This window comes from Streptomyces sp. NPDC032745, from assembly GCF_055579465.1.
On record NZ_JBVING010000006.1, the window covers coordinates 435,875 to 453,437 of the forward strand.

The 17,563-nt window shown below is 72.6% G+C and carries 16 protein-coding genes; 14 read left to right on the top strand and 2 right to left on the bottom strand.

Annotated elements, in window-relative coordinates; all coding sequences use genetic code 11:
* Positions 1 to 9 precede the first annotated feature (9 nt).
* From ACZ5WG_RS19015 to ACZ5WG_RS19050, 8 genes are all read left to right on the top strand, one after another.
* Entirely contained in the window at positions 10 to 1,200 is a 1,191-nt protein-coding gene (locus ACZ5WG_RS19015; protein WP_468724559.1) for an allantoate amidohydrolase, read from the top strand.
* The gene (locus tag ACZ5WG_RS19020; RefSeq protein WP_468724561.1) at positions 1,191 to 2,531 is read left to right on the top strand and encodes a formimidoylglutamate deiminase; all 1,341 of its coding nucleotides are present in this window, start codon (positions 1,191 to 1,193) and stop codon (positions 2,529 to 2,531) included. Before ACZ5WG_RS19015 ends, ACZ5WG_RS19020 begins: the two co-directional genes overlap by 10 nt.
* 83 nt (positions 2,532 to 2,614) lie before the next feature.
* Positions 2,615 to 3,793: an imidazolonepropionase gene (hutI, locus tag ACZ5WG_RS19025; protein WP_468724475.1), complete on the top strand. Its 1,179-nt coding sequence runs from the start codon at positions 2,615 to 2,617 to the stop codon at positions 3,791 to 3,793.
* A 158-nt stretch (positions 3,794 to 3,951) separates the two neighbouring features.
* On the top strand, positions 3,952 to 4,614 hold the full coding sequence (locus ACZ5WG_RS19030) for an LPXTG cell wall anchor domain-containing protein (RefSeq protein WP_468724477.1): 663 nt from the start codon (positions 3,952 to 3,954) through the stop codon (positions 4,612 to 4,614).
* 17 nt (positions 4,615 to 4,631) lie between these two features.
* A complete protein-coding gene (locus ACZ5WG_RS19035; RefSeq protein ID WP_468724479.1) occupies positions 4,632 to 5,618 on the top strand; it encodes a COG1470 family protein in 987 nt (328 codons plus the stop codon).
* Positions 5,615 to 6,733 (top strand): hypothetical protein, encoded by a 1,119-nt coding sequence (locus ACZ5WG_RS19040; RefSeq protein ID WP_468724481.1) that lies wholly within the window; start codon positions 5,615 to 5,617, stop codon positions 6,731 to 6,733. Before ACZ5WG_RS19035 ends, ACZ5WG_RS19040 begins: the two co-directional genes overlap by 4 nt.
* Positions 6,734 to 6,747: 14 nt before the next feature.
* On the top strand, positions 6,748 to 8,037 hold the full coding sequence (locus tag ACZ5WG_RS19045) for a hypothetical protein (protein ID WP_468724483.1): 1,290 nt from the start codon (positions 6,748 to 6,750) through the stop codon (positions 8,035 to 8,037).
* A gap of 143 nt (positions 8,038 to 8,180) precedes the next feature.
* Positions 8,181 to 8,531: a hypothetical protein gene (locus tag ACZ5WG_RS19050; RefSeq protein WP_468724484.1), complete on the top strand. Its 351-nt coding sequence runs from the start codon at positions 8,181 to 8,183 to the stop codon at positions 8,529 to 8,531.
* Positions 8,532 to 8,610: 79 nt separating this feature from the next.
* Here ACZ5WG_RS19050 and ACZ5WG_RS19055 read toward each other — a convergent pair whose 3' ends face one another.
* A complete protein-coding gene (locus ACZ5WG_RS19055; protein WP_468724485.1) occupies positions 8,611 to 10,104 on the bottom strand; it encodes a peptide MFS transporter in 1,494 nt (497 codons plus the stop codon).
* Positions 10,105 to 10,595: 491 nt separating this feature from the next.
* Between ACZ5WG_RS19055 and ACZ5WG_RS19060 the strand changes: the two genes are divergently transcribed.
* Both ACZ5WG_RS19060 and ACZ5WG_RS19065 read left to right on the top strand, forming a co-directional pair.
* Positions 10,596 to 11,273: a response regulator transcription factor gene (locus tag ACZ5WG_RS19060; RefSeq protein WP_030865957.1), complete on the top strand. Its 678-nt coding sequence runs from the start codon at positions 10,596 to 10,598 to the stop codon at positions 11,271 to 11,273.
* A 12-nt stretch (positions 11,274 to 11,285) separates the two neighbouring features.
* Complete coding sequence (locus tag ACZ5WG_RS19065; protein WP_468724487.1) at positions 11,286 to 12,551, top strand: ATP-binding protein; 1,266 nt, start codon at positions 11,286 to 11,288, stop codon at positions 12,549 to 12,551.
* 112 nt (positions 12,552 to 12,663) lie between these two features.
* Here the strand turns inward: ACZ5WG_RS19065 and ACZ5WG_RS19070 are convergent, their stop codons facing one another.
* Positions 12,664 to 13,218, bottom strand: a complete 555-nt coding sequence (locus tag ACZ5WG_RS19070; protein WP_468724488.1) for a GtrA family protein — start codon at positions 13,216 to 13,218, stop codon at positions 12,664 to 12,666.
* A gap of 256 nt (positions 13,219 to 13,474) precedes the next feature.
* On the opposite strand from ACZ5WG_RS19070, the gene ACZ5WG_RS19075 reads away from it, so the two are divergent.
* From ACZ5WG_RS19075 to ACZ5WG_RS19090, 4 genes are all read left to right on the top strand, one after another.
* Entirely contained in the window at positions 13,475 to 14,593 is a 1,119-nt protein-coding gene (locus ACZ5WG_RS19075; RefSeq protein ID WP_468724562.1) for a 5-(carboxyamino)imidazole ribonucleotide synthase, read from the top strand.
* Positions 14,590 to 15,126 (top strand): 5-(carboxyamino)imidazole ribonucleotide mutase, encoded by a 537-nt coding sequence (gene purE, locus ACZ5WG_RS19080; protein ID WP_468724489.1) that lies wholly within the window; start codon positions 14,590 to 14,592, stop codon positions 15,124 to 15,126. The genes ACZ5WG_RS19075 and purE overlap by 4 nt, the downstream gene beginning before the upstream one ends.
* A complete protein-coding gene (locus ACZ5WG_RS19085) occupies positions 15,123 to 16,319 on the top strand; it encodes a dipeptidase (RefSeq protein ID WP_468724491.1) in 1,197 nt (398 codons plus the stop codon). The genes purE and ACZ5WG_RS19085 overlap by 4 nt, the downstream gene beginning before the upstream one ends.
* 137 nt (positions 16,320 to 16,456) lie before the next feature.
* A complete protein-coding gene (locus tag ACZ5WG_RS19090; protein WP_468724492.1) occupies positions 16,457 to 17,557 on the top strand; it encodes a dipeptidase in 1,101 nt (366 codons plus the stop codon).
* Positions 17,558 to 17,563 lie beyond the last annotated feature (6 nt).

Genomic DNA, 17,563 nt, shown 5'->3' on the forward strand with positions numbered 1-17,563 from the left:
TTCCACAGCATGTGGAACGAGCTCGCCCCCATCGGCCGGCACGCCGACTCCGGCGGGTACCGCCGCTACGCGTGGACCGGTGCCGACGCCGACTGCCGGAGCTGGTTCCGGGCCCAGGCGGAGGCCCGCGGCCTCGCGTACGAGACCGACCGCAACGGCAACCAGTGGGCCTGGCTCGGCGACCCCCTTGCCGGTGACGCCGTCGTCACCGGCTCCCACCTGGACTCCGTCCCCGACGGCGGTGCCTTCGACGGCCCCCTCGGCGTGGTGTCCTCCTTCGCGGCCCTGGACGAACTCCGCAGGAGGGGCGCGGAGTTCGCCAGGCCCCTGGCCATCACCAACTTCGGCGACGAGGAAGGGGCCCGCTTCGGCCTCGCCTGCGTCGGCTCCCGGCTCGCCGCCGGGCAGCTGACCAAGGAGAAGGCGTACGAGCTCCGCGACGCCGACGGGATCAGCCTGCCCCGGGCCATGGAGGCCGCCGGGTACGACCCCGACACCATCGGGGCCGACCCGGAGCGCCTCGCCCGCATCGGCGCGTTCGTCGAGCTCCACGTGGAGCAGGGCCGGGCCCTGGACCTGTCCGGTGACGCCGTCGGCATCGCCTCCGCGATCTGGCCGCACGGCCGCTGGCGGTTCGACTTCCACGGCGAGGCCAACCACGCCGGCACCACCCGCCTCGTGGACCGCCGCGACCCGATGCTCACGTACGCGGCGACCGTGCTGGCCGCCCGTACCGAGGCGGCCCTCGCCGGCGCCGTCGCGACCTTCGGCAAGATCGCCGTCGAGCCGAACGGGGTCAACGCCATCCCGTCCCTCGTCCGCGGCTGGCTCGACTCCCGCGCCGCCGACCAGGCCACCCTCGACGCGGTGGTCACCGCAGTCGAGAAGGCCGCCCGCGAGCGCGCCGACCAGGACGGCATCGACCTGGCCATCGTCCGGGAGTCCTTCACCCCGGTCGTCGAGTTCGAGCACGCCCTGCGCGACGAGATGAACCGGATCCTCGGCGGCTCCGTCCCCGTCCTCGGGACCGGGGCGGGACACGACGCCGGAATCCTCTCCGCAGCCGTGCCGACCGCGATGCTGTTCGTACGGAACCCCACCGGGGTCTCCCACTCCCCGCGGGAGTTCGCCCCCGAGGACGACTGCGTGGCCGGCGTCCTCGCGCTGGCCGACGTACTGGAAGGACTGGCCTGCCGGTGAAGACGTACTGGTTGGAACACGCCTGGCTCGGCACCCACGTCGAGCCGGGCGTGGCCCTCGAGGCGGGCGCCGACGGGCGGATCGCCGCCCTGCGGACCGGGGTCGAGACCCCGCCGCCGGGGGCCGAGGTGCTGCGCGGCCTGACCGTTCCGGGGCTGGCCAACGCGCACTCCCATGCCTTCCACCGGGCGCTGCGCTCGCTGGTGCAGGTGGGCTCCGGGACCTTCTGGACCTGGCGCGAGTTCATGTACCAGGTCGCCCAGAACCTCACCCCCGACACGTACTTCGCGCTCGCGCGGGCGGTGTACGCGGAGATGGCGCTGGCCGGCATCACCAACGTCGGCGAGTTCCACTACGTCCACCACGCGCCCGGCGGCGCCCCGTACGCGGACCCGAACGCCATGGGCGAGGCGCTGATCGAGGCGGCCGCCGAGGCGGGCATCCGGATCACGCTGCTCGACACGGCGTACCTGTCGTCGGGCTTCGGACAGGCCCCGAACCCGCACCAGCTGCGGTTCTCCGACGGGACGGCCGACGCCTGGGCCGAGCGCGTCTCGGCGCTCAAGCCCCGCGGGCACGCCCTGATCGGGGCGGCGATCCACTCCGTGCGCGCCGTACCGGCCGGGCAGCTGGCCACGGTCGCCCGCTGGGCCGAGGAGCGGCAGGCCCCGCTGCACGTCCACCTCTCCGAGCAGACCGCCGAGAACGAGGCCTGCCGGGCCGCGCACGGGCGTACCCCGACCCAGCTCCTGGCCGACCACGGGGTGCTCGGCCCGCGCACCACCGGCGTCCACAACACGCACCTGACGGACGGGGACATCGCGCTGCTGGGCGGCACCACGACCGGTACGTGCATGTGTCCCACGACGGAGCGGGACCTCGCCGACGGCATCGGCCCGGCCAGGCGGCTCCAGCACGCGGGCAGCCCGCTCTCGCTCGGCAGCGACAGCCATGCGGTGATCGACCTGCTGGAGGAGGCCCGCGCGATGGAGCTCAACGAGCGCCTGAGCAGCCGGACCCGGGGCCACTGGACGGCGAACGCACTGCTGACCGCCGCCACGGCGGACGGGCACGCGGCGCTGGGACTCGCGGACGCGGGCCGCCTGGAGGCGGGGGCGCTCGCGGACTTCACCACCATCGCCCTGGACTCCGTCCGCACGGCAGGTCCGCTGCCGCGGCTGGGCGCCGAGACGGCGGTCTTCGCGGCCACGGCCGCCGATGTCCGCCACACGGTGGTGGGCGGCCGCCACATCGTCCGCGACGGATCGCACACTCTCGTCCCGGACGTCCCGTCGGCCCTGGCCGAATCGATCGCGGCCCTCCGCGGCTGACGTTGTCCTTCCCCCACATTCCAGCCCCGCCGGCGTTTGAGGCGCGGGGTCTGGGGCGGAGCCCCAGTTTCCCGAAGGGAACCATGACCACCACCCTCGTCACCAACATCGGCAGCCTCGTCACCAACGACCCCGCCCTCGGCGACGGCAGTCCCCTCGGGCTCATCCGGGACGCAGCCGTCGTCATCGACGGGGAGACCGTCGCCTGGGTCGGCCCGGCCGGCAGCGCCCCCGCCACCGACGCGGCGTTCGACGCGCAGGGCCGGGCGCTGATCCCCGGCTTCGTCGACTCCCACTCGCACCTCGTCTTCGCCGGCGACCGCACCGCCGAGTTCAACGCCCGGATGTCCGGGCGCAGCTACTCCGCCGGCGGCATCCGCACCACCGTCGCCGCCACCCGCGCCGCCACCGACGCCGAGCTCGAGGCCAACCTGCTGCGCCACCTCGACGAGGCCCGCCGTCAGGGCACCACCACGTTCGAGACCAAGTCCGGCTACGGCCTCACGGTCGAGGACGAGGCCCGCGCCCTGCGCATCGCCGCCGCGCACACCGAGGAGGTCACCTACCTCGGCGCGCACATCGTCTCCCCCGACTACGCCGAGGACCCGGCCGGCTACGTCGACCTCGTCACCGGCGAGATGCTGGCGGCCTGCGCCCCGTACGCCCGCTGGGTGGACGTGTTCTGCGAGAAGGGCGCCTTCGACGGCGACCAGGCCCGCGCGATCCTCACCGCCGGCGCCGCAGCCGGCCTGATCCCGCGCGTGCACGCCAACCAGCTGTCCTACGGCCCCGGCGTGCAGCTCGCCGTCGAGCTGGAGGCCGCCTCCGCCGACCACTGCACCCACCTCACCGACGCCGACGTGGACGCCCTCGTACAGGCCGCGGACACCACCGTCGCCACGCTGCTGCCCGGCGCCGAGTTCTCGACCCGCGCCCAGTGGCCCGACGCCCGCCGCCTCATCGACGCGGGCGCCACCGTCGCACTGTCCACCGACTGCAACCCGGGCTCCTCGTACACGAGTTCCATGCCGTTCTGCATCGCGCTCGCGGTCCGGGACATGCGGATGACCCCGGACGAGGCGCTGTGGGCGGCCACCGCCGGTGGCGCGCGGGCGCTGCGCCGCACCGACATCGGCCGGATCGCCCCCGGAGCCCGGGCCGACCTGGCCCTCCTGGAGGCCCCGAGCCACGTCCACCTGGCCTACCGTCCTGGTGTCCCGCTCGTCTCCGCCGTCTGGCAGCGAGGCGTCCGCGCTGCCTGAACGACCGCCGATGCGCCCGGACATGGCCTGAATCCAGGCGGCCGAAAGGCCGTGGATCCAGGCCTGTCCCGTGTCTTCCCTCCGTAAGGTCCCGGGCGTACCTTGAGCCACCAATCTGATGTGTCGTCAGTAACTTGTGGCCCGAGGGGAAGACGAAGGTGTCCGACCGGAAACGCTCCACCGCGCTTGCGCTGGCCTCCGCGCTGGCCGGAACGGCGGTCCTGCTGGCCGCCCCCGCAGCCCACGCCGACGTCGTCGACGTCGCGTACGACTGCAAGACCCCCATCGGGGACAAATCGGCGGTGTCGCCCATCGACATCAAGGCCGTCAAGGAGGGCGACGGCTACAAGCTGACGATGTCCTTCCAGAAGGGCGTCTCGTCCAGCCCCGTCGAACTCGGCAAGGGCGCGATGAGCCCCAGCGCCGTCATCATGGCCGACGGGGCGGAGAAGGTGTCCGTGCCGGTCTCGGGACCGCCCAACCCCGAGGCCGTGCCCGCCAACACTCCCATCAAGATCACCGACCTCTCGGGCACCTACACCCCCAAGAAGAGCGGCAAGGTCACCTTCACCGCGGGCGTGCTCACCATCAAGGCCCTGGGGACCACCACCACCTGCACCCCCGGCAACAGCCCCAAGCCGTCCCTGGAGCTGGAGGTGACGGCGGGTCCGCAGTCCGGCGGCACGCCGGAAGACACCCTCCCGCAGACCGGACCCACCGACTCCGCCCTCGCCCTCGGCACCCTCGGCGGCACCGTGCTGCTCACCGGCGCCGCCGGCGTGCTCTGGCTGACCCGGCGCGGCCAGCGGGCCCGGTCCTGAACGGAGCACCCCCGGCCATGCCCGTGCTCCACACCCTCGGTTCCGTCCGGCGCCTGTGCTCCGCGCTGCTCGCCGCGGCCCTGCTGCTCGGTGCCCCGGGCGCCGCCGCCGCGGACGAACCCGGCTGGACCGCCGAGCCCGCCGCGGGCAGCGCCGCAGCGGCCCGGCCGTCCTTCTACCTCGCGGGCCCGCCCGGCACCGTCCTGGAGGACCGGCTGGCCCTGTCCAACACCTCCGACCGGGAGCACACCGTCACCCTGCGCGGGGCCGACGCCTACAACACGGCCGACGGCGCGTTCGCCGTGCGCCCCGTGCAGGAATCGGCCGGCGCCGGGTCCTGGATCAGTTTCGGGGCCGGCGCCACCGTGAAGATCCCGCCCCGCACCCGCGCGGTGGTCCCCTTCACCGTCACCCTGCCGCCCGCCGCCCTCCCCGGCGACCACCCGGCCGCCGTGGTCGCCACCGAAGACGGCCACGAGGCAGGCGTACGGGTCCACCTGCGCGTCGGCGGCCCGACGCTGGCCGTCCTCACGGTCGAGGAGGTCTCCGTACGCGGCAAGGGCGCCCGCGCGGTGGTCGCGTACACCCTGGTCAACCGCGGCAACGTGGCCCTCGCCCCCGAACTGGCCCTCCGCGCCGAGGGCCTCTTCGGAGAGGTCCCGGGCCGGACCGCCCGCGCCCTCCCGGTGGAGCTGCTCCCCGGCCAGCGGGTGTCGCTGACCGAGCCCTGGCCCGGAGCCCCGGTCCTCGACGACGTCGCCCTCACCCTCACGGTCACCGCCCCCGGCGCGGCCCCGGCCACCGCCACCGCCTCGGCGTGGTTCGTGCCCTGGGGGGTCGCGGCCCGGACCGGCGCCGGCCTGCTCGGCCTCGGCTCGGTCACCGCGGCCGCGCTGCTCCTCGTACGGAACCGGCGCAGCCGCAGGGAGCCGCCGGAGTACGAGGAGCCCGGACCCGCGGGCAACCGGACACCGGAACACGAGCTGACGGGAGCATCCAGGTGAGCACCAAGGTCGGCGGAACGGTCGGCGGCAAGGTCGGGGCCCTCCTCGCGGCGGGGCTGGCGCTGTGCGCCCTGACCCTGTTCCCGGCCCCGGCCCCGGCCGCGATGGCCGCCGAGGGCAAGCCCGCCGTGGCGCTCTCGCTCCAGGAGGCCGCGAAGGGCATGGAGATCACCGTCACCGGCACCGGCTGGCGGGCCAGGACCCTGGTGATGCTGCTGGTCTGCGGGCAGAACATGATCGGCGGCACCAACAGCTGCGCCAACGCGGACGGAACCGCGGTCTCGGTCGGCGACGACGGGCACTTCACGGCCCGGCTGCCCGTGGTGGCACCGCCCAAGCCCTGCCCCTGCGTCGTGAACGTCACCTCCGTCAACGGGGACCAGTCCACCGTCGCCGCCCCCCTGAAGATCACCGACCACCCGGTGGCCGAGCTGCCCGCCGAGTCCGGCACGGCGCGCCTGGCGATGCTCACCGGGGTCCGGCTCGAGGGCGAGGACGGGGTGCTGACCTGGTTCGGCGCCCCGCCCAGCAGGAAGTTCACGGTCACCGTCGGCAACCTCGGTTCGGTCCCGGTCAAGGACCCGGTCTTCCAGCTCGGCACCGCCCACGGGGTGTTCGCACCGCTGTGGGACGAGGTCCGGTGGAAGGGCACGATCCCGCCGGGCGGCAAGGCGGAGGTCCGGCTGGACGTCAGCCTCGCGGCGGGGGCCCACGGGGACTACACGGTCTCCCTCAAGTACGGCGACACGGTCGTGGCCACCCAGCCCTGGGGCGTGGACCGACCGTACGGGGTGCTGCTGTTCTGGGGCCTGCTCCTGCTGGTGATCCCGGCCGCGGTCTTCCGGACCGGCATGGCCGTCGTCGACAGGGTCCGGCCGCGTACGGCGCCGGCCGGCGGCCGCCACCGGGGTGCGCAGGCGCCGGGGCCGGACGCGGCTTCCAAGGCGGCGCCGGCTGCGGCGGGTACCGCATCGGTGTCCCCCCAGACCCCCACGGCGGTCCTGCCGTGGTTCACCCCGGACAGCACGCCGGGACCGAGATCACCACAGGCACCACAGGCACCACAGGCGTCCGCACCGTCTGAGAACAGCCCGACGACGAAAGGACATTTGTGAAGACCCAACGGAGGGTGAGCGCGGCCGTGATCGCGCTGCTGCTCGGCGGCGCCGGTATAGCCATCGGGGCCACTCCTGCCCAGGCGGCCGAGACCAAGTTCAACGTCAAGTGCGTACCGCCGGCAGGCGGTGGCGACCCGGTGGAGGGCGAGACCACCGCCAAGGTCAGCGCTCCGGCCTCGGCGAAGGTCGGTGACGAGGTCGAGGTGTCCTGGGAGACCGTGAAGCCGGCCTCGAACAACACGGACCTGATGGACATCCCACAGGACTCGGTCCAGCCCACCGGCTGGATCACGGTGGGCGGCGGGGGCGGCGAGCTGAAGGTCGTCGGGGAGAAGAAGAACCCGCCGATCCCCAAGAAGGCCCCCATGCAGATGTCCACGATGAAGGGGAAGCTGAAGCTCACCAAACCGGGCAAGATCACGCTGACCCCCGGCAAGTACGACGTCGCGGTCACCTTCTCCTTCGGCACCTTCGTCACCAAGTGCGCCCCCACGGGTGACGTGGGTGTCGGGGCCACCATCGACGTGGCGGCCGGCACCAGCGGCGGCACGACGAGCGGCGGGTCCACGAGCGGTGGATCGACCAGCGGCGGGTCCACGAGCGGCGGGTCCACCAGCGGCGGGTCCACCAGCGGTGGCAGCGGTGGTGGCAGCGGTGGCGGCGGGGGCCAGACCGACTTCCCGGGCAAGCCCGTCGAGGTCGCCTTCGACTGCGGTCCGGTCGTCCCCGGCGGCATCAAGACCCCGGTCACGGTCAACGCCAAGAAGAACGGCGGCAGCTACGACCTGACCGTCAAGACCGCCAAGGGCGCGATGGCCAGCCCGATGGCCCTGCCGGCGGGGGCCCTCAAGCCCTCGATGAACATCAAGCTCGGTGGCGCAGACAGCGGCATGGTCAAGGTCTCCGGCCCGGCCAACGCGGAGCCGATCCCGGACAAGGCCCCGGTCAGCCTCAGCGACATGACCGGCACCTACAAGCCCGGCAAGACCGGCAAGGTCACGCTGAGCCCGGACCAGCTGACGATCGACGTCACGATGGCCCCGGGGGCCACGCCGATCAACGTGCCCTGCAAGGCGGCCAGCAGCGGCGTCTCGCTGGAGCTCGACACCACGGCCCAGGAGGGCGGCTCCGGCTCGCCGGCCACCACCGGCTCCACCACCGCCTCCGGCGGCCTGGCCGAGACGGGCGCCGAGGACGAGGGCGGCATCAAGGCCCTCGCCCTGGTCGCGGGCACGGTGATCCTGCTCGGCGGCGCGGTCTTCACCTTCACCCCGTGGCGCCGCCTGCGCGGCACGCGGTAGCCGCACCAGCACGAACGACCGAAGCCGTGCACGTCCCCCGTACGGGTGTGACGCGCACGGCTTCGCGGTCCCGGGGCGCTGCGCCGGATAGCTTCGGCCGCCAGAGCGGAACGTCAGAATCCGCTGGATGAACGGAGCCATGCATGCAGCTCACATCCGTCTTCGTGGCAGTGGCCGCCGCCATGGCCCTGGGCGTGTCCGGTGCCCCGGTCGCGGCGGCCGCGCCCGCTGGCGGCATGGACGGAGGCTGTCGCGCGACCGCCGACATGGACCGGCTGGGCCGGCCCAACGTCACCTCCGCCTGCAAGGGGCGCTTCCCCTCCGGTGCGGCGCACCGCGCCGTGATCACGTGCGACACGGTGCAGGGCGTGCGGGAACACGTGGTCCGCCGCACTTACCGCAGCGGATGGACGTCGACGGGATCGAAGGCCAAGGTCGGGTGCGGCTTCAAGTCGTTCCTCGTCGGGTTCACCTCCGAGGTGAAGGGCGCCTGAATCCGCTCCCGCCGTACAACGCCGGCGGCCCGGCACACCAGGAGGTGTGCCGGGCCGCGGCGCGCGTACGGGGGGTGCGTCAGTGCACGCCGCCCATGAGGGGCTGGACCTTCTTGCGGTACATGTAGATCGCGATGCCGGCGAGGACGGCGAGCACGCCCTGGGTGGCGAACCAGCCCTGGGTGTCCGTCGGGGCGCCGAGCAGCTGGAGCAGCGCGATCGTCGAGTCACCGGCGGTGACCGCGAGGAAGAAGACACCCATCATCTGGGAGGCGTACTTCTGCGGCGCCAGCTTGGTGGTCAGCGACAGGCCGACCGGGGAGAGGGTGAGCTCGCCGACGGTCTGGATGAAGTAGACGCCGACCAGCCACATCGGGCTGACCTTCACGTCGCCGCCGGCCAGGCCCTGGGCGACCATCATGACGCCGAAGGAGGCGCCGATCATGACCAGCGCGAAGGAGAACTTCGCGAGGGTGGTCGGCTCCTTGGAGCGGCGGGCGAGGGCCACCCACAGCCAGGCGAAGACCGGCGCGAGCGCCATCACGAACAGCGGGTTCAGCGACTGGAACCAGCTCTCCGGGAACGAGAAGCCGAACAGCGTGCTGTCCGTGCTGTCCTTCGCGAACAGGGCCAGCGTGGAGCCGGTCTGGTCGTAGATCGCCCAGAAGATCGCGGCGGCGGCGAAGAACCAGACGTACGCCGACATGCGGGACCGCTCGACCACCGAGAGGTCCTTGTCGCGCTTGATCCGCAGGATCGCCCACGCCGGGAGGATGAGACCGGCGATGGTCAGCGGCCACAGGGCGTAGTTGATCGTGAAGATGCCGGCCAGGCCGATGATCGCGTAGGCGGCGGCGGCGACGCCCAGCCAGATCAGGCCCTTCTTGACGACCGAGGACTTCTCCTCGGCGCTCAGCGGGCTCGGAACCTGGTTCGAGACCGGGTTCAGGTGGCGGAAGCCGATGAAGTAGAACAGCAGACCCAGGGCCATACCGACACCGGCCATGGCGAAGCCGATGTGCCAGTTGACCTCCTGGCCGACCCAGCCGATGGTCAGCGGGGCGACGAAGGCACCGAGGTTGATGCCCATGTAGAAGATCGTGAAGCCGCCGTCGCGGCGCGGGTCGTTCTCGTCCCGGTACAGCTGGCCGACCATCGTGGAGATGTTGGCCTTCAGCACGCCGGAACCGGCCGCGATGAGCGCCAGGCCGATGAAGAACGAGACGGTCGCCGGCACGGCCAGCAGGAAGTGGCCCGTCATGATGACGACACCCGCGACAGCCACGGCCTTGCGGGCACCCCAGACGCGGTCGCCCAGCCAGCCGCCCGGGAGGGCGAGCAGGTAGACCATCGCGTTGTAGACGGAGTAGATCGCGACCGCGGTCGCGTCGTTCATCCCGAGACCACCGTCGGCCACGTTCGTGGCCAGGTAGAGCACGAGCAGCGCGCGCATGCCGTAGAAGCTGTAGCGCTCCCACATCTCGGTCATGAAGAGGAAGGCCAGGCCGGTGGGGTGGCCGAGGAAGGTCTTCTCGCCGGTAGCGGCCGAGTCCCTCGTCAGGCTGGAAGCCATCGTCGATCCTTGCTTGGTCGGGACGCTTCGCTTCGTGAGCGGAACAGCGCCCGGTGGGGGGTGGCCGGCACCGGCGACGGGTGTCCCACCCCACGCCCAGGGGTCTGCCCCCGTCCCGTGAGGAGGGGGGCAGCGGGATATCCGTAACCGGGATCCACGCCCCAAGCGCACCTTCGCGCGGGGCCCGGCCCACAGGTCATTCACTGTCACCGAAGTCGAAGAGGCAGGTCGTCAAGACCCCCTGATCGATCCGGACAGAATCGAGACCTTCGGCTCGCTTTTCGGCACAAAGGTCTCAGAGGTAGTGCATCAGGCGTCTCGCCACCATACGACACGACACTGCGGCATATGAAAGGACTTGAGACATGGATCACAGGCAGGCAGGGAACCGTTTGGCCACATTCGAAGGCCGCCCTCAGACATAAGACCAGATCGGCAGGGGTGTGCAGGTGCGCCCCTCCACATCGTCCCCGCGGACTACCATCACCCACATGACGCGTGTACTGCTCGCCGAGGACGACGCATCCATCTCGGAGCCCCTGGCCCGCGCCCTGCGCCGGGAGGGGTACGAGGTCGAGGTCCGGGAGGACGGCCCCACCGCCCTGGACGCGGGACTGCAGGGCGGCGTCGACCTCGTCGTCCTGGATCTGGGCCTGCCCGGCATGGACGGCCTCGAGGTCGCCCGCCGGCTGCGCGCCGAGGGCCACGGATTCCCCATCCTCGTGCTCACCGCCCGGGCCGACGAGGTCGACACGGTCGTCGGCCTGGACGCCGGCGCCGACGACTACGTGACCAAGCCCTTCCGCCTCGCCGAGCTGCTGGCCCGGGTCCGGGCCCTGCTGCGGCGCGGCGCCAACGACGCCACCCAGGCTCCCGCCACCCACGGCGTGCGGATCGACGTCGAGTCGCACCGCGCCTGGATGGGGGAGGAGGAGCTCCAGCTCACGGCCAAGGAGTTCGACCTGCTGCGGGTCCTGGTCCGCGACGCCGGCCGGGTCGTCACCCGTGACCAGCTGATGCGCGAGGTGTGGGACACCACCTGGTGGTCCTCCACCAAGACCCTCGACATGCACATCTCCTGGCTCCGCAAGAAGCTGGGCGACGACGCCGCGAACCCGCGCTACATCGCCACCGTCCGGGGCGTCGGCTTCCGCTTCGAGAAGAGCTAGCGGCACCGGAGCATGCGCCGCCGCCTGATCAACTCCACGCTCGCCGTGGTGCTCGTCGTCATCGCCGTCTTCGGGGTCTCCCTCGTGATCGTGGAGACCCGGACGATCACCAGCAGCGCCCAGGACCGCATCGAGTCCGAGGCGCTGCGGCTGGTCGGCATCGTCGAGTCGAGCGTCCTGGAGCACAAGCCCATCGACGCCCAGGCCCTCGCCGAGCAGCTGGACATGGGCCGCTACGCCCGGATCACCGTTCCCGGGCAGCCGCCCGTGGACGTCGGCGACCGGATCCCCGACAGCGTCATCCGCGGCACCGCCAAGGGCGAGCAGGGCGAGATCGTCGTCGTCGAGGAGTCCCGCTCGACGGTGACCCGCGAGGTCGGGCGGACCCTGGCCGTGGTCGGCGCGGTGGCGCTGCTCGCCGTCGTGGCGGCCGTCCTGCTCGCCGTAAGGCAGGCCAACCGGCTCGCCTCCCCGCTCACCGACCTGGCCGAGACGGCCGAGCGGCTGGGCTCCGGCGACCCGCGGCCCCGGCACAAGCGCTACGGGGTCCCCGAGCTGGACCGGGTCGCGGACGTGCTGGACTCCAGCGCCGAGCGGATCGGCCGGATGCTGACCGCCGAGCGGAGGCTGGCCGCGGACGCCTCGCACCAGCTGCGCACCCCCCTCACGGCCCTGTCGATGCGGCTGGAGGAGATCACGGTCACCGAGGACCTGGAGACCGTACGGGAGGAGGCGAGCATCGCCCTCACCCAGGTGGAGCGGCTCACGGACGTGGTCGAACGGCTGCTGACGAACTCGCGGGACCCGCGGACGGGCTCGGCGGTCCCCTTCGACCTGGACGAGGTCGTCAAGCAGCAGGTGGAGGAGTGGCGGCCGGCCTACCGCAGCGCGGGCCGGGCCATCGTCCGCTCCGGCAAGACGGGCATGCGGGCCGTCGGCACCCCGGGCGCGGTCTCGCAGGTGCTGGCCACGCTCGTGGAGAACGCGCTCATGCACGGGGGCGGCACGGTCGCGCTGCGGACCCGGGTGATCGGGAACCAGGCGGTGCTGGAGGTCACGGACGAGGGGCCGGGGGTCCCGGCGGACCTCGGCAACCGGATCTTCGAGCGGGCGATCAGCGGCCGCAACTCCACCGGGATCGGCCTGGCGGTGGCCCGGGACCTCGCGGAGGCCGACGGGGGGCGCCTGGAGCTGCTGCAGACGCATCCGCCGGTGTTCGCGCTGTTCCTGAGCCGGACGGCGCCGGAGCGGCCGGAGCCGGAGCAGACGGTCCGCTGAGCCTGCGGAGGGTGCGCCGAGCCTGCGGAGGGTGCGCCGAGCCTGCGGACGGTCCGCTGAGCCTGCGGAGGGTGCGCCGAGCCGGGCGGGCGCCCGCAGGGGGCGCGGGCGGCTACTTGCCGGCGGGTTCGGGGGCGCGTGCGGCGCTCGGGCCGCTCTCGGCCCCGCCGCGCGGCGCGGCGACCACCGAGGCAGGGGCCTGGGCCGCAGCCGGGGCCGGCGCGGGTTCCGGCAGGGCCTTGAAGACCCAGGTCCGGTACGACCAGAAGCGGAACACGGTGGCCGTGCCGATGCCGATGAACTTGAACACGTTCGCGGCGGCCGGGCCGTCCCAGCCGAACCCGTAGGTGGCCGTGTACAGCACGCCGTTCTCGATCACCAGGCCGAACACGCTGAAGGCCGCGAACAGCGGCAGCTCGCGGGAGCCCCCGGTACGCGCTCGGTCGCGGTAGGTGAAGTACCGGAAGCCGATGTAGTTGGTGACGATGGCCACGACGGTGGCTATGACGCTCGCCCGGACGACCTGCAGGTCCGTCGTGTGGCGGATCAGGTTGAAGACACCCAGGTTGACCAGCACGCCCACGCCGCCGACGGCCCCGAACTTCGCGACCTCGCGGCCCAGGCCGCGGAGGCGATCGAGGGCGGATCCCTGCTGCGGGGTGCTCATGTGATGGATCGGTCCTGTCCTTCGCCGCCCCGCGCGGAGGCGTCCGTGGAGGCGTCTGCCGCCTTCGGTCAACCCAGCCATGCTAAGTGTCGTCCCACCGGCCCGTCTGTGCCTTCGCACACCGTGCGACGCACGGCACACGAGGGCGTGACGACGGCGCGCGCCGGTCACTACGGGCCAGGGCCCGTGCCCATGCGGGTCCCGATGGCCGAATACCGGCGGATACTCTGGAGGGGTGACGTTCCCGGTAGTCGGCATGGTCGGCGGCGGACAGCTCGCCCGCATGACCCACGAGGCGGGCATCCCCCTCGGCATCAGATTCAAGCTCCTCAGTGACACCCCACAGGACTCGGCGGCCCAGGTCGTGAGCGACGTCGTCATCGGCGACTATCGCGATCTGGAGACGTTGCGCGCCTTCGCGCGCGGCTGCGATGTGATCACTTTCGACCACGAGCACGTGCCCATCGCGCACCTGCGGGCCCTGGAAGCGGACGGCATCCCCGTCCGCCCGGGGCCCGACGCGCTGATGCACGCAGCGGACAAGGGGGTGATGCGCGCCAAGCTCGACGAGATCGGCGCCCCGAGCCCCCGCCACCGGATCGTGAGCGATCCGGCGGACGCGGCCGCCTTCGCGGACGAGGTGGGCGGCTTCCCCGTCATCCTCAAGACCGTGCGCGGCGGCTACGACGGCAAGGGCGTGTGGTTCGTGCGCACCCCCGAGGACGCGGAGGCCCCCTTCAAGGCGGGCGTCCCGGTCCTCGCGGAGGAGAAGGTCGACTTCGTCCGCGAGCTCGCGGCGAACATCGTCCGCTCCCCGCACGGCCAGGCCGTGGCCTACCCCGTCGTCGAGTCCGTCCAGGTGGACGGCGTGTGCGACACGGTGATCGCCCCCGCCCCGAACCTCTCGGAGGAGCTGGCGGGCGAGGCCCAGACCCTGGCCCTGCGCATCGCCAAGGAGCTCGGCGTCACCGGCCACCTGGCCGTGGAGCTGTTCGAGACCACCGACGGGCGGATCCTCGTCAACGAACTGGCGATGCGCCCGCACAACAGCGGCCACTGGACCCAGGACGGCGCGATCACCTCCCAGTTCGCCAACCACGTCCGCGCGGTCCTGGACCTCCCCCTGGGCGACCCCCGCCCCCGGGCCCGCTGGACGGTCATGGCGAACGTGCTCGGCGGTGACTACCCCGACATGTACGCGGCGTACCTGCACTGCATGGCCCACGACCCGCAGCTCAAGATCCACATGTACGGCAAGGACGTGAAACACGGCCGCAAGGTCGGCCACGTCAACACCTACGGCGACGACCTGGACGATGTGCTGGAACGCGCACGCCACGCAGCCGGCTATCTCAGGGGAACGATCACGGCATGAGCACCTCCACCGCAGGTCCCGTCATCGGCATCGTCATGGGGTCGGACTCCGACTGGCCCGTCATGGAGGCCGCCGCCCAGGCCCTGGACGAGTTCGAGATCCCCTACGAGGTCGACGTCGTCTCCGCGCACCGGATGCCGCGCGAGATGGTCGCGTACGGGGAGCAGGCCGCCGGGCGCGGCCTGAAGGCGATCATCGCCGGCGCCGGCGGGGCAGCCCACCTGCCCGGCATGCTCGCCTCGGTGACCCCGCTGCCCGTCATCGGCGTCCCCGTGCCGCTGAAGTACCTCGACGGCATGGACTCCCTGCTGTCGATCGTCCAGATGCCCGCAGGGGTTCCCGTCGCCACCGTCTCCGTCGCCGGGGCGCGCAACGCCGGGCTGCTGGCCGTACGGATGCTGGCCGCGCACGACCCGGAGCTGCTCGGCCGGATGAAGGACTTCCAGCAGGAGCTCAACGACCAGGCCACCGAGAAGGGCAAGCGGCTGCGGACGAAGGTCGCGGGCGCGGAGTCCTTCGGGTTCGGCAAGTGAGCGCGGCGCCCACGTCCGTGGCGGCGGACCGCCTCGCCGAGGCCCGCGAGCTGCTCGCCGAGCACCCGGTGGTCGACGGGCACAACGACCTGCCGTGGGCCCTGCGCGAGCAGGTCCGCTACGACCTGGCGCAGCGCGACATCGCCGGCGACCAGAGCGGCCTGCTGCACACCGACATCCCGCGGCTGCGCGCCGGCGGCGTCGGCGCGCAGTTCTGGTCGGTCTACGTCCGCTCCGACTTCGCCGGCGACGAGGCGGTCAGCGCCACCCTGGAGCAGATCGACGCCGTCGCCCAGCTGATCGACCGTTACCCGGCGGACCTGGTGCGGGCCCTGACGGCGGACGACATGGAGGCGGCCCGCGCCGACGGCCGGATCGCCTCGCTGATGGGCGCCGAGGGCGGCCACTCCATCAACAACTCGCTCGCCACGCTGCGCGCCCTGCACCAGCTGGGCGTGCGGTACATGACGCTCACGCACAACGACACGATCGACTGGGCGGATTCGGCGACCGACGAGCCGCGCCACGGCGGCCTGAGCGACTTCGGCCGCGAGGTCGTCCGCGAGATGAACCGCATCGGCATGCTCGTCGACCTCTCGCACGTCGCCGCGACGACGATGCGCGACGCACTCGCCGTCTCGGCCGCGCCGGTGATCTTCTCGCACTCGTCCTCGCTGGCGATGTGCGACCACCCGCGCAACATCCCGGACGACGTGCTGGCGCAGCTGCCGGCCAACGGCGGCGTCGCGATGGCCACGTTCGTACCGAAGTTCATCCTCCCGGCAGCGGTCGAGTGGACCCTGGCCGCGGACGAGAACCTGCGGGCGCACGGTTTCCACCACCTGGACACCTCGCCCGGGGCGATGGCCCTGCACCGCGCCTTCGAGGCGGAGCGGCCGCGCCCGGTGGCCACGGCCGCCACGGTGGCCGACCACCTCGACCACATGCGCGAGGTGGCCGGAGCCGACCACATCGGCATCGGCGGCGACTACGACGGCACGGCCTTCACCCCGGCCGGGCTGGACGACGTGGCCGGCTACCCGAACCTGATCGCGGAGCTGCTCACGCGCGGCTGGTCGCGCGCCGACCTGGCCAAGCTGACCTGGTCCAACGCGGTACGGGCGCTGCGCGACGCCGAATCGGTGGCGCGCGGGCTCTCCGCGTCCCGCGGCCCCTCCAACGCGGTCCTGTAGCCGCCGCCCGGCGGCTGTGGCGAGTGGTGTGACCTGCGGGTTACACCCGAACGCCACATCCGCCGGGCGATCCGGCCGTCCGGCGTGTCACGGTGGCAGCATCCCTCCCTGCTGCCGCCGAGACCGGAGCGAACGCCATGGCCGACCTGCAGGATGAACAGAACGCCGCGTACACCGCGCACACCGCTTACGCCGCCGATACGGCCCCCGCGGGCCCCGGATCCGCCGGAGCCGAGGACCTGCCCGCCGCGGTGGCGGGCAGCGCCCTGGAGCGGGCCGTCGCCCTGCTGTCCGTGCATCCCGTCGCCGACGGGCACAACACGCTGGTCTGGACCCTGCGCCAGAGCCCGTACCACGACATCGAAACCCCGGACAGCGGTGTCGACACCGACATCCCGCGGCTGCGCGCCGGCGGGGTCGGCGCCCAGTTCTGGTCGCTGCTGCCGCGCGAGGCCGCGGCCGCCGACCAGGTGGTGTCCGACACCCTGGAACAGATCGACGTCGCGCTCGCCCTGATGCGCCGTTACCCCGACGGCCTGTGCCTCGCGCTGACCGCGGACGACATGGCCGATGCCCGCAACCGGGGCCGGATCGCCTCGTTCCTGGGCCCCGTTTCCGGCCGTACGCTGACCGATTCGCTGGGCGCCCTGCGTGCGTTCCACGCCCTGGGCGTACGGGTCCTCGCGCCCGCGGGAGCGCCCTGGGCCCACCATGACCTGACGCCCTTCGGCCACGAGGTGGTCCGGGAGATGAACCGGCTGGCGATGCTGGTGGACCTGACCGGCTGTACGCCGGAAGTGGCCTGCCAGCTCGCGGGGGCCTCCAAGGCCCCGGTGATCGTCTCGCACACCGCGGCGGCGTCGCTGAACCCGCATCCGGGCAATGTGACCGACGAGGTGCTGCTGGCCCTTCGGGCGGCGAACGGTCTGGCGATGGTGACCTTCGACGCCGAACAGACCGGGGACTCGCTGCACGCGGTCGCCGACCACGTGGAACACGTACGGGCCGTCGCGGGCCCAACCTGCGTGGGCCTCGGCGCCACCTTCGGCTCCGAGCAGGGCACCCCCCGGCCGACCGGCCTGACCGACCCCTCGGGCTATCCGATGCTGATCGCGGAACTGCTCGAGCGGGGCTGGTCGGAGACCGACCTGGCCCTGCTGACCTGGGACAACGCCCAGCGGGTGCTGCGCGACGCGGAGTTCACGGCCCGGGCTGCCCAGCACCGCAGACCGGCGTAGGACGAC